General features: G+C 57.8%; 13 protein-coding genes. All 13 read right to left on the bottom strand.

What is annotated here, in order from left to right:
* Positions 1 to 56: 56 nt before the first annotated feature.
* The 13 genes from HV742_RS23230 to HV742_RS23170 all read right to left on the bottom strand — a co-directional run bounded on the left by HV742_RS23230 (position 57) and on the right by HV742_RS23170 (position 11,796).
* Positions 57 to 1,454 (bottom strand): TraB/TrbI/VirB10 family type IV secretion system protein, encoded by a 1,398-nt coding sequence (locus tag HV742_RS23230; protein WP_175146463.1) that lies wholly within the window; start codon positions 1,452 to 1,454, stop codon positions 57 to 59.
* A gap of 2 nt (positions 1,455 to 1,456) precedes the next feature.
* Positions 1,457 to 2,353 (bottom strand): TrbG/VirB9 family P-type conjugative transfer protein, encoded by an 897-nt coding sequence (locus tag HV742_RS23225; RefSeq protein ID WP_175146462.1) that lies wholly within the window; start codon positions 2,351 to 2,353, stop codon positions 1,457 to 1,459.
* A 13-nt stretch (positions 2,354 to 2,366) separates the two neighbouring features.
* On the bottom strand, positions 2,367 to 3,131 hold the full coding sequence (locus tag HV742_RS23220) for a VirB8 family type IV secretion system protein (protein WP_175146461.1): 765 nt from the start codon (positions 3,129 to 3,131) through the stop codon (positions 2,367 to 2,369).
* A gap of 113 nt (positions 3,132 to 3,244) precedes the next feature.
* Positions 3,245 to 3,910 carry a P-type conjugative transfer protein TrbJ gene (trbJ, locus tag HV742_RS23215; RefSeq protein ID WP_054473470.1) on the bottom strand — a complete coding sequence of 222 codons (666 nt, stop codon included), beginning with the start codon at positions 3,908 to 3,910 and terminating at the stop codon, positions 3,245 to 3,247.
* Positions 3,911 to 3,921: 11 nt separating this feature from the next.
* Positions 3,922 to 5,325 carry a type IV secretion system protein gene (locus HV742_RS23210; RefSeq protein ID WP_175146460.1) on the bottom strand — a complete coding sequence of 468 codons (1,404 nt, stop codon included), beginning with the start codon at positions 5,323 to 5,325 and terminating at the stop codon, positions 3,922 to 3,924.
* Between the two features lie 575 nt (positions 5,326 to 5,900).
* Complete coding sequence (locus HV742_RS23205) at positions 5,901 to 6,059, bottom strand: hypothetical protein (protein ID WP_156333447.1); 159 nt, start codon at positions 6,057 to 6,059, stop codon at positions 5,901 to 5,903.
* An 11-nt stretch (positions 6,060 to 6,070) separates the two neighbouring features.
* Positions 6,071 to 6,814 (bottom strand): hypothetical protein, encoded by a 744-nt coding sequence (locus HV742_RS23200; protein WP_175146459.1) that lies wholly within the window; start codon positions 6,812 to 6,814, stop codon positions 6,071 to 6,073.
* Between the two features lie 113 nt (positions 6,815 to 6,927).
* Complete coding sequence (locus HV742_RS23195; RefSeq protein WP_175146458.1) at positions 6,928 to 9,477, bottom strand: VirB4 family type IV secretion/conjugal transfer ATPase; 2,550 nt, start codon at positions 9,475 to 9,477, stop codon at positions 6,928 to 6,930.
* 46 nt (positions 9,478 to 9,523) lie between these two features.
* Positions 9,524 to 9,859 carry a VirB3 family type IV secretion system protein gene (locus HV742_RS23190; RefSeq protein ID WP_175146457.1) on the bottom strand — a complete coding sequence of 112 codons (336 nt, stop codon included), beginning with the start codon at positions 9,857 to 9,859 and terminating at the stop codon, positions 9,524 to 9,526.
* The gene (locus HV742_RS23185; RefSeq protein ID WP_175146456.1) at positions 9,859 to 10,182 is read right to left on the bottom strand and encodes a TrbC/VirB2 family type IV secretion system protein; all 324 of its coding nucleotides are present in this window, start codon (positions 10,180 to 10,182) and stop codon (positions 9,859 to 9,861) included. The genes HV742_RS23190 and HV742_RS23185 overlap by 1 nt, the downstream gene beginning before the upstream one ends.
* Positions 10,183 to 10,234: 52 nt before the next feature.
* A complete protein-coding gene (locus HV742_RS23180) occupies positions 10,235 to 10,402 on the bottom strand; it encodes a hypothetical protein (RefSeq protein WP_156333448.1) in 168 nt (55 codons plus the stop codon).
* A 12-nt stretch (positions 10,403 to 10,414) separates the two neighbouring features.
* Complete coding sequence (gene trbB / locus HV742_RS23175) at positions 10,415 to 11,449, bottom strand: P-type conjugative transfer ATPase TrbB (RefSeq protein ID WP_175146455.1); 1,035 nt, start codon at positions 11,447 to 11,449, stop codon at positions 10,415 to 10,417.
* On the bottom strand, positions 11,446 to 11,796 hold the full coding sequence (locus HV742_RS23170; RefSeq protein WP_175146454.1) for a hypothetical protein: 351 nt from the start codon (positions 11,794 to 11,796) through the stop codon (positions 11,446 to 11,448). Before HV742_RS23170 ends, trbB begins: the two co-directional genes overlap by 4 nt.
* Positions 11,797 to 12,328 lie beyond the last annotated feature (532 nt).

The raw sequence follows: 12,328 nt of genomic DNA, 5'->3' as shown, positions 1-12,328 counted from the left end.
GTCATTGAGCGGCTTGCGCCACCAGGTGTGGCGCGCCGTGCACTAGAAGGCGGCGGCTACTTCCACGACCAGGGGCGTTCAAACACCACGTTCTGTTTGACCAGGATGTTGAAGCGCGTCCCTTGAGACGTGGTGATGGTCGGCTGAATGTTCAAGTACCGGTTGATCATGTTTCCCGAGACCTGGCCCAACTGTGTGCCCAGCTGCGCCGAGAGCGTCTGGTTGACTGAGGGGCCTTCGTTATCGCCGTTCGACCTGCGGGATTGGGGCTGCGAGAGTTGGGCCCCCGCAGTGATCACTGACATGAACGTGGCCGCTTTAATCACTGTCCACATGTGATTGTCGACCTCCCCAGTGAGGCCTGCGGCGCCGACCTGGTCGACTGCCGGCATCCCCAATAGGGCCAATTCAGAACCGTCCGGGAACTTCAACAGGTCCCACACCACCAGCACGCGCTGCTGCCCGAAGGCGATTTGCGAGTCATAGTGGCCAACCAATCGGGCCCCGCTGGGTATTAGGACGAAACGACCAGTCGCAGAATCCATGACGTTCTGGCTTACATGCGCGCGGATGGTGCCAGGCAGGTCAGAGTTCATCTGGGAATCCATCATGGCCGGGATTAGCCACCCCGCTTCAATTTGATATGGTGACCGGGGTTTCTGAACGCTCGCGGGCAAGTAGGTAGCGGGGACGGCCCCAGCGTTGCCCGCCAACCCGCCTAAGAACGCCTCCTTGCGTGCTTGCTTGTTCTGATCGTCCTGCATGCCGTTGGGCATGCCCTGAGGATTGGGCTGACCTGCTCCCTGCTGCCCTCCTCCAATAGCGGGAACAACGCTGCGGCCTCCGGCCGGAGCGCCGTCAGCTTGCTGCCCCTGCTGAGACGAGCCGTCACGCAGGTCGGCATTGCGTGCCTCACGCAGCATTTGCTGGCGGTTTCTACGCTCTTGCTGGGCCTCCTGCTCTTCCGGTGAAAGCGTACCGTTTGCTCCCGGTTGGTGACCTGCGTTTGTGCTGGCGGCGGCTGCGAGCGGGTCCGAGCTAGATCGTACCCCCGGGACAACTGGGCCCTCGGTGCCCTGGGTGGGGCGCGTAGACGCCAGGGCCGCTTCCACATCCGCCGATTTGGAAACACCGTCCCCAGCATTTGCGACACTGTTGGGCACAGTGCTTTTGGGACCGTCACGTTTGGCCTTATCGGCCAATCTGGCCGCCTCTTCCTTCTCCTTCTGCAGCGCTGCAGTCTCCGCTGGATCTGGTAGTGCCGTTATGCCAAGGACAATGCACGCGACGATGACGCCGGCGGCGAGCGAGGCAAAGAGCTTCGCTCGCTTGCTCAAACCCAAGTAGCCTTTTGTCTTCCCTTTGAGATTGCCGGATATCTTCCCGCGCGTCGGTATCGACTGCGGCGCCGCGCTGAAACTGGGTTGTGCCTCGTTGGCTTCGTTGTCAGCCATGCTTACCAACTCCACCGCTTGTGCTTGTCCCAGATAATTGTGATTTTGGAAACCGACCCATCGCTCCCGCCGTACAGGAGTTGTGCCCTCTTGAACAGTCTGTCCACAAGAAAGAACTCGCCGTCACGGCCGATGCGCCGGCTGTTCACATCTTGCGGCTTGCCGTCGTCGTCGAGAAGAACGAGCGTGGGGACCTCGGTTCTGTCCATCATGGGAGACATTTGGATCCAAACCCGTCGGCCGTCGTTGCCGACCCGAACCGGACGCTGATCCTTATCTCCGCCGCGGACGGTGTAGCCCCAGTCCATTTGGTCGAGCGATACCGTGGGGAGGTCGGCCTTGCGCGAAGCCTCGTCTTGCGCCGCCTGATCTGCTTGCGCTTCGTTCTCCCAGGACTGGACGATCTCATCGGGATAGTAGAAGCCAATTTGGTTCATGTACTCCTTGTCAGACTTGGTTGAGACAAGCTTGATGTGATACACGCGTCGATCGGTAAAAAGGATGACGTTCGTTTCGATATCCGGCAGTGTCGGTTTGAAGACTACGTGCGTCCAGAGCGCACCAGTTTTGGGATCTTTGGACTTTGCCCGGTCCATCTTCCACAGCATCGTGTCTCCTCGCGTCGAATCCATGAGGATCTCACCGGGCTGCAGGTCGACGGAGCATGCGCGCATGATGCCGCAGGTCAACGTAGGCATGTATTGACCGAAGGGGTACAGTACGCGCCCCTCATCCGACACGATCGGTTTGATGGTGTTGGTTTGCTGCCATTGCTGCACCTGGGCCATAACGGCTTCGTCGAGCGTCTTGTAGTTGGCGCCTGGCCTAGCTTGCGCCAGGCAAGCCGTGGCAAGCAGCAGCACGCCGATTGCGTGAAGTCGAAGTGTGGTTCGTCGCATGCTTTGATCCGCCTTACATCTTCTTGGCCCAAGTCAGCTTCTGGACGTAGAAGCCGTTGGGGTTGGTCTCGAGCTGTGTCATGGAATTGGAGCCGCGGATGAACTCGATTTCTAGATGGCCTCGATATTTGATCGGTTGGCCGACGCGTCCACCGTTTAGGTCGATGAACTGTTCAAGCCACTCCACTTCCCATGTCTGTGCCGAGAGCTTCAGGCGAGATATCACGGTCACTTCCGCAGAATGCGTCTCGCCAACGACAAAGGGGTCGTTTTCACCCCGCATCTGGTCGACGAACCAGCGTCGCGCTGCTGACTCGTCCGGCAGCCTGGAATAACACCTTGCCTGCAGCTTGCGCAGGCCCATCTTGTCCCCGAGGACTGTGCGGCAGTTTTCAATGAAGTCTCCGACCTCGGTGTATTCCTGCTGTGCCAGCAGCGCGGCATCCGGGGCGGTGTCTCTCACAAGCACCGACCTGCCCAAACTGCTGGTAGCGATCGGCACTTGAATGTATTTCGGGATCTTGAGTGCGTATACCACCACCCCCAAACATGCCACGCTGAACAGGAACTGGTAGAACCACGCTCGCTGCCAGTTCCTCGCACGAATGGTTTGCCGCATCATGCGATCGTCATAGGCCCGTTGGCCGTCGAGCCAGTCGCCACTGTCTCCGTGTTGACGCGCCGCTGGGCCGGCTGCGTCGCTCGCCGCCGTGACACGAGATTCGTCAGTGGCGCGCGGCCTACCGAATCGTCCGGTCAACAAGGATTTCAGTCCCATGGATTTTCACCAGTGAAAGCAATAATTAATGCAAAAATGCCGAACGTATTCATTTTAGGCAAAGTGCAACTAATATTGCAAATTAAATTGCACTTTGCAGGCTATGGATGTCTTCACCGTTTGAAAGTCATTTCGGTCGTGGGAACCAGGGCGCGCGCGTTGACTTCATCGTCTCCTGCCTTTTGATTCTGTTGAGCAAGGTATGACCCCATGGCCTGTGCCTGAGAGGCTTGCAATTGGCGCAATTGCTGCACCTGTTGGACCAACTGCACTGAGATTGCGTTGCCGGCCTGGATCGCCTGCATTTGACCCTGAGCGGTTTGTCCCTTGGTCCGCAGGCTCTCGATTAGGCTCGCCTCGCTCTGGACCTGGTCCATTGTCCAACCGGAAGTGGATAGCAGGCTTTCGAGCGACCCCTTCGTTTGGTTGCCCCAGGCGATCAACTTGTCCAGCATATTGCCGCCCTGCGCGTATCCCTTGAAGGTGTTATTGAACCGGCTTTGGACACTAGCCAGCGAATAGCCCATAGACTGGGCGGTGTTGTAAACGTTCCTCAGGTCCTGCAGTGCGTTCATCGTCTGTGCCCAGGGCGTGTTCGGATCGCGCAGCGCGTTCTGCAACTCAATCTGAACGAGCTTTGCCTGCTGGGCAGTCTGCGATAGCAGTTCTGTGTTGTTCATGATCTGCGTAACTTCTGTCGACCCACCGGTGCCTGCAACGCTGCCGGCCAATGCGGGGGCTGCCGCCGACAGCAACGCAGCGAAAATCGTCTTCTTCATTACTCTCTCTCCTAGTCTCTACTGTGGGTGTCGACGTGCACCTGCACGTGACCGCTATCATGTTGCATGCCTTGAACGCTGCCCATCGCCGCCCTGCCCAGCTGCGTGCCGGTACCAGGCCGTTGTCCGCGCATCGCTTCGGCCATATTGTCCAGGGCCTGTGACATGCGATCCTCGCTGGTTTGAGGAGTGGCCGGCGGTGAGTCTCCAGAGGTGCTGGCCTGGCCAGCACTCCCAGGTGTGGCGCCACCACCGGCCTCGCTTGAAGCGCTGCCCCCACTTACGCCTGCATCGGATGCATCGCCGGCCTGGTCGGAGGCACCCACGGGATCGCCGCCCATAGGGCCAAGTACAGACTGCGCAGCATCGGCTGAGTTCATGCCGGCTGCCCTACCCTGTCCCCCTGCCCCACTGCTGTTGTTGGCGCCATTTCCAGCGCTCGAAATGGAACCTGAGCCGCCACCCAATGCATCAGATAGATTGGCGAAGCCGCGGCCCGCCGCAGCTCCAGCCCCGCCGGCACCCTTGGACGCCGCGTCGGCAACACCGCCCGCGAGTTGGCCGGCAGAGGCGGCTGCAGTCATCGTCGTGGCGATCGTTTGCATCATTTGGAGGCCGGCAAACATTGCTTCGTTGCCACTGATGTTGCTCTGACCACTGGCCAACGCCCCGGCAATCTTGCCGGCGGAGAAGGAGGCAACTGCACCGAGCAGGCAGCCAAAGACGACGATCCAGATAGGTGCGAGGTTGGACGCTGTGACCGTCTTGAAGTTGTTGCTCCAGGGCACCAGCTGGTCGTTCATCACGCCGACGATCACACCAAGGATGATGAGACGGTAGCCGATGGACAACATCGTTTGCAGCGGCGCGATGCTGCTCTGCTTTAACGCTTCCAGGCCGCCCATAGCGAAAGCTATAGGGGCCGCGGCGAGGATCAGAAAGAACTCCAACGTTGCGATTGCGACCGCGAGGGCAATCATGAAGAACGACAGGAGGATAGCCAAGCATGCGACCGACAACATCATCGATGGGAAGAAATACTTGAAGGCGTTCAGCAAGCCATCGCTTGCGCCTGTAGCCTCGTTGTAGGCGATCACCATATTGTTCTGCAGTGCTATGCCGTTCCACATGATGTTGCCAGGCTGCAGGTCGACACCCCCGGACGCTATCCGCCCGAGGGCTAGGAAGGAACTGAAGATCGCGTTCAATAGGCTGTAGCTGTTGCCGATCAGGTACATCAAGAACCCTAGCCACAGCATCGGAAATACGAGCTTGGCTAGCAGTTGCTTGGGATCGTCCACCGAGAACGCTGTCTTGTAATTCCGCAACGCGAACTGAATGAGAAACAGCACTCCGAGAAGGCGGAGCGCATATGGCACCAACTGGTTCGCGACGTTGCTCGCGGACTGTTGCATTTGCGCTGCCATCGCTGGGAATACATCGTCCACCGCTGACGCTGTGTGCGATACCCCCAGCCCTATTAGCGCGGCCGAAATGCACAAACAACGGCGCAAATTCTTTTTCATTGGCTCACCATGCATAATTTATTGCCTGATAAATCATAGTACCGGCTACTCGATCGACGACGTGTTGGAAATGCGTACCTGGTGTCCGCTACTTAAGTGGTACTACACGCTCATGAAGCACGGCGTTAGGTTTGAATTCCACCGCTCAGCGGTTGGTTCGTGGCGCTCGGGCGCCTGGGATCGGCAGGACAAAATCGCGGCCGTTCTCTGGCGGGTAGCCGTGTACGAAAAGTCTGCAGTTCGATCGTCGACCTACGTTGTCGACATTTGGAATGCCGCTCTCGAGGAACGTAGTCGAGAGCGTGCCCCTCTTAACTTATTGGGTTATCGCTTGAACTGCATTTCCTGTTTCGGAATGAACTGTTGCACGTCGTCTTTTGGCTGTGGCTTCGGGGCGGGGGGCTCGTCCTGTTGACATCCCGACAGGAAGACCGCCGTGATAAGCATCAGGCTACCGATGAATCTCATTGACCGTCTCCAGGGCCACCAGGCGCAGTTGGTACGGCAGTGGCGCCGCCGTGCTCAGGCAACGCTACTTCTGCGGCACGCGCGTCGACGGTGTCGAGCGCCGTCTCCTCAAATGCCCCCATGCTGTCGGCTTCTTCCTTCGTGAAAATGCCCATTACATCGACTCCTAATTATTGCCATTGTCTTGTCGGCAAAACATCAGCGGTATCTGGGGGATGGCCTTCAGGTACTGGCTGTTGTCCACCAAGTTCTTGTGAACCAGCGCCCATTTGAACTGGTCATCGCTATCGTAACTCGGGTTCCAAGTTCCCTCGGCTACTCGTTGGGGCCGTAGTTCGTTCAGGGCCTCTCGTCGCGTTTTGATCATGTCCATAGCGGCCGGCGTGAGAATGCCATAGCCGATGTAGATCGACCAGTTTTCGACAGGAGCGGTATTGTCGCTGGCTAACGGGAGCAGCGTCTGCACGGGCACCTCGGCAGGCAAGCCCCCGTCAAAGCGACGATAAATCGGGAACAGACCGCCGTCGTAGCGCTCCCAACCACTGCCGGTCAAGAAGTAGGCAATTCGCTCGCCGGGATCGTGCGCACCGACGAATACCGCTCCAGGCTGCCCTTGAGTAGGAAGACGATAGTTTTCCACCAAGTATGGCGCTTCACCAATGCACTTGATTTCCGCGGCGTGGGCTGGTTGCATGAACAAGACCCCCATAGCGGTTGTGGCGATAAGCGCCACTCCCGCTCCGAGGGTGCGCCGTGCGCCCCAGCGTCGATAGGCGAGTACGACGAGCAATACGGAGATTCTCAGCGAATGCACCACCGCAACGGTCAGATTGACTGCGGTTTGAAGAAGACCGATGGTCAATTTGGGTGCGATGAAGCAACCCACCAGGAACATGTAGAACAAGGACATCTCAGCTCCAAGAATTGAGTTTTGACGTTATGGCATTATGCAATCTTTATGGAATTTTCACTAGTGAAAATTCTGACGATGGATAGTCAAGCGCTATACAAGGACTATCCGCCTCACGCCATGCTCCTGACCTGGTCGTGACGAAAGGTGCCGGCGTCTCTCTGGTAGCGCTCCAACTGTTGGACAACTTCTTCCGCTACGTCGTATTCACGCATCCAGTGTGAAATCCAGGTATCACCGAACTCGCGCTGCAGGTCCTGGATGCGCCTTGTATTCTCGATACCTGCCACCCCCACAAGGGACAGAGCACCACGCCCCAACCCCAACTGAAACATCCGCGAGCCATAGGGGGATGTGTAGTAGTAGTCGCGCTTCTGGACACCCTTCGTCACGAGCTTGATCTGCCGCGCCGTCAAACCGAGGCGTTGGTAATAAGGTACGGAAACATCGGTATCTGCGTCACGGTCAGGCAGGAAGATCCGCGTCATGCACGCCGAGTAAATCGTGTCGCGGATCGGGGACTGGTCCAGGTCCGCAAGTTCCTGCGTGGCAAACACAACGAATGCATTCGCTTTGCGCAGAACCTTGAGCCATTTCTGCAAGATTTCCTGAAAAAGTGCGTGCTTCAACATCAGCCACGCCTCGTCCAAAACGATCATGACTGGCGATCCATCGAGCTGCCGTTCGATGACGCGGAACAGGTACATCAGCACGGGAGCGACGTGCTTGTCGTCTAGCTCCATCAGGGCTTCCATTTCAAAGACTGTGAAGCGCGTCAGGTCAACGGTGTCTCCTGTACCGTCCAAGATCCCTCCCGCCCCTACGCCGGTAGTGTAGTAGCGCAGCGCTTGCGCCATTTCAGTGTCTTGCAGCATGCCTGCGAAATGAGTAAGCGTGCGGAGGTCGCGATCTTCGCGCCCGAGGGCCGCTAGCGTCGTTCGAATCATGGTGCGCCGCGACGATGTCACTTCGACCTTGTTCAGCACGAGCATGGCTTCTATCCAAGACTCCGCCCAGGCGCGTTCCCCGATCTTATGGACTTCTCCCAAGGGGAAAAAGCCGACGTCAGTGCCCTCGCCCATGATGTTGTAATGCGTGCCTCCGCACGCCTGGTTCAATGCGTATGCGGACCAACCCTTGTCGAAGGCAAACACCTTGGCGTTCGGGTAGCGAAACCACTGAGCCATCAAGAATCCCAACATGGTGCTCTTGCCGCCGCCGGTCCTGCCAACCATCAACGTGTGGCCGACATCACCCACGTGCAGCGAGCACCGAAACGGCGTACTCCCCGAACTGACCGCGTAGAAGTGCGGCGGAACATGGAGCGCGTGCTGGTCGGGATACTGGCTTTTAATTTTGTCGCACGGATTCTGTTCGAGGCCCTGCCACGGCGCAGTGGTAGGGATGAGGTCGGCCAGGTTCAGCGTGTGAATCATTGGCCGCCGAACATTCTCCCAACCATGGCCAGGCAGGCTTCCAAGGAAGGCCTCCACGGCGTTGACGTTTTCTTCTCTTGCCACGAAGTGCTTCTGGCGTAGAGCGTCAATGACCTGCTGTGCATCGGCTTCCAGCTCGCCGAGGTCTTCGCAATACAGAACGATTACCCCGGTGTAGTACCCAAACTTCACTTCTTTGCTTCGTAATTCGTTCTTCGCGGCTTGAGCGTCATTGCTCATCCGCAATGCTTCCTCGTTTATCCTGCCGCCCACCCTGTTGAGAGCTTGGTCGAGGAATTTACGAACCTGCTGGTTCCACTTCGCATAGTGGCGATCCATCACTGCTTCTGCGTGCTCATCGTCCACGAAGATGAACCGCGTTGACCATCTGTATGCAACTCCTAGGCGATTCAGAATTTCAAGGATAGCGGCATGTGTGCCTTCGGAAGGCAATGAATCGACCGCGATGACCTTGATGTGCTTTTTTCCCACCCGCGGCTGATCGCCACCAACGAAATCCTGATTGCCAATCAGGTAGTCGATCGCAAAAGGTGCCGTGTCGGGAGGCGGGAGTGCAATCTGCTGCCGGAGGCCGGTGGCGCACCAATGGAAGACGCCGAGCTGCGGGTCGATTACCGTGCGTTGAGCCAGATGCGGGTACTCAATGGTCTGAGGAACCAACGGCTCGACGGTAACGAACTCTAGACGCAATTCGCTGGCGATGTCGTCGATGGTTTGGATGAAGTGCTTCTTCTGCTCGGCGGGCACGCTTTCGGGCACCATGTCCTCACTGGCCTCGCGAACGAGGCTCTTTACCTTGTTCTCCAAGGGAGGCGGCGGTAGCCAGGTTAAGGTCAGCACGCGTTGACTCTCAAAGTGGCGGCCCTCCCCTTCATACATTTGGCGGCGTTCTTCGTCCACAACGCGCGTAGCAGCGTCCGGAAAGTAGCCGGCCTTTGGATATCCCCGGCTCTCGAAGCGAAACGCGTTGAAGTGCAACATCCAGCCGTGGCCGAGCCGCTTCAAACCAGCATTGACGCGCTGCGAGATTGCCTCCAGGTCGCGGCCCGAACTCGAATCTGCGTCGCGCCCCATAACCGCGAATGACGCCATCAGCTGCCCAGCCTTTCCGATGACAATCCCGCGCCGGCGGTCGATAACCGCGACGTACTGAAGTAGATCGGCGTAGCCCTCGAGCTCGTCGCGAAATTCTCGTTCAAATATCATGTCGTCAATCCAAGCGCGTTGGCCAGGCACGCGGCCTGGCCTCTGATCAGCGATAACTCTTTGCTTTGGGCACTTTCGCCGAGGCTCTGCCGCGCGCGGAATAGCTGCGGCGATAAGTAAGTGCGCGACGTGCCACCAGGGTCATGAAAGGATCAGCCTTGCCCATCCTACGGGCGACCCACAACCCACCGAGACCGACGGCGGCCCCCAATGGCACACCCACAAACGGACCAAAGCCAACCGAGTCCACGAAGCCCACCATGATGCCCAGCAGAATCACGATGTAGACCAGTTCTCGTTCTCCTCCTTTGACCATGATGCGTCGCGCGAGGCTGGTGTAAATCGGCCTAAGCGGCAGCAGGTCTTCGCTTTCGCTAGCCATCAGCAGGGAATTACCGAAGGCCAGAGCCAGCGGATGATCGCAGACCCGCCGATGAGGACGGAGATGAGCATGAAGACGACGACCAGGGCTTTCATGACGCCCTTGATTTCTTCACCCCACAGGAGCGCGACGGAGGTCGCGAAGAAGACGATGACTGCGAGGGCGAATGCAGTTTTGCCCGTAAGAGCGTTGGCGAACGTGCAGAGTGGTCCTTCCCAGGGAAGAGACTGCGCTTGCGCGGCGCCCGCGTACACGCACATGATGAGGAGCGTCAGGAATCGGGACCCTCCCTGCTTCTTCGCAAGTACGATATCGCTATGCATGGTCGTAAATCCTTCAATAAATATTGAAAATAAGGGGAAACGTTTGCGCCATTTAGACGCGGACCGCGGCGGGGGCTGATCGCCAGCGGTGGATGCGGGCTCGCATGCGGGCCAGGTTTTTCAGAAAGCACACGGTGACGATCACCGCGATCAATGCCCCACCAGCAAGCGCCTGGTGAAGGTTGGTAAAGTCATTGGCATGACAAATCAAATCTTGCATGGGCACTCCATATCAGAGCGGTTTTACGATGAATTGGTTGTTGCGGCTGTCATATCCATCGACAGCTAGTACCTCCTTCAATACGCGCCGGCCCGGCGTAGTCGGGTCTTTCTCCAGGTACAGCACAATGTCGACCGCGCGCCCGATCAGCGAGAGCTTCGACGGAACACCTGCTTCCTGGATTAGCTCATCCAGGCGGTATAGGCCGTCCAGCGCGCCATCTGCGTGGATAGTCCCCATCCCGCCTGGGTGTCCTGTGTTCCATGCCTTCAAAAGGTACAACGCCTCGGCGCCTCGCACTTCGCCGACCATGATTCGGTCCGGCCGAAGCCGCATGGTGGCTCGCAACAGATCCTGAATCGAGGTGTGGCGCGACGTTCTGAGGAACTCGACAAATGGCGCCTTGCACTGCAGCTCGCGAGTGTCCTCGATGATGATGATGCGATGTTCGGGAGTGTGTGCGGCCATGGCTTGCAGAATGGCATTGACCAATGTGGTCTTGCCCGATGCGGTGCCCCCCACCACCAGTATGTTCTTGCGCTGGCGAACCGCATCAAGAATTACTTCCATTTGCGCCACGGTGATGATTCCTTGGCGCACATAGTGCTCTAGGGTAAAAATCTTCTCCGCGAGCTTGCGCATGGCGAAAATTGGGCGCTCAACGACTGGCGGTAGCAGCCCCTCGAACCGCTCTCCTCCCAGCGGAAATTCGCCTTCCAAGATTGGCTTCTCGGCGCTGACTGTTGTGTCGAGGAGCTGCGCCACAGTCCACATCATGTTGCGGGCGGCCGTTGCGTGGATACGCACGGGAACTCCACCATGGCAGAGCATCTTCAAGCCGTGATTCACGGAATCTGTAAGGACAGTGCCGTTCACCGTGAGCATGACTTCGAACACCATGGGGTCGCGCAGAGCGGCAAGTACCTCACTGCCGAGATTGCGCTTGACCGATTCGAGCAATCGCTCGCGCTTCGCGCGTTCTTCTGGCGACAAGCCTTCATCAAGAGCTAGCGCATCGGCGACGCTTGCATTAAGTGGGGCATTCATGATTGTCGCCGCGTGGGGCCACGTTTGCCCTGCTGGGGCAAGGCCTTGGAAACGGGCTTGGCCTCCGGGATAGCGCTTTCCGTGGCAATTCCCACCGCTGTCCCCGACCTTGCCTTTTCTTCCGCCTCTCGCTGCGCGCGCTGTTCGGCCCGGCGGACGAAGGAAATTAATGTCGACCTTTTCACCTCGACGCCATTCTTGGCGAGGAAGTCTTTGATTTGGTAATAGGAGTAGCCGCGCTGCTTTAGTTCCGTGACCTCCTCCATGTGCATCCACACCTTCGACGAACGGCGTCGCCCGCGTTTCGCGGGCGTTTGCTCAATGAATTGTTCAACGGAAATGGTCATATCTGTGTCGGAAGAGGAAGATTCGCGCCTTGCAAGATTTTCACCAGTGAAAAAGGACCCGGCGAACTATTTTTACAATTATCTATGCATCCTTGCAAATGTGCAATATAGCTTGCATAATCTACGCAAAATCACCCTTTCTGCCGGTGTTCAATGCTGTTTCCTCCAACTCGCCTGAGTCCAATAGCGCTGTCAATAATTATTGCTTGTTGCCCATCGATGGCAACTGCCGGCTTTCGCGCGCTTGAGGACGGTAGTGGAAAGACCCAGGGGCCTTCTCGTGCTAGCACGATGGAGCCTCGGTACTCTCCCATCCCGAATGTGGTCTTGTCATTTCATGCGCGGAGCAACCGATTGACTGGTGACTCACAGACGGGCCTGTTTGAGTTTGTCAGGCATGGTGCAACGAATGCCAGCTACGTGATTGTGGTGAAGGGCGATCGTTCCATGGGAGCGTCGGTTGTGTCCGCCCGAGTTGCGGCGACTAGGCAGGCACTCATTGATGCCGGGGTCGACCCGAGCAGGTTTTCCT

It is taken from the genome of Achromobacter ruhlandii (assembly GCF_902859695.1).
Classification (GTDB): domain Bacteria; phylum Pseudomonadota; class Gammaproteobacteria; order Burkholderiales; family Burkholderiaceae_B; genus Achromobacter; species Achromobacter ruhlandii.
Note: the sequence above shows the minus strand (reverse complement) of the source record. Positions and strands in the feature narration are given on the sequence as shown.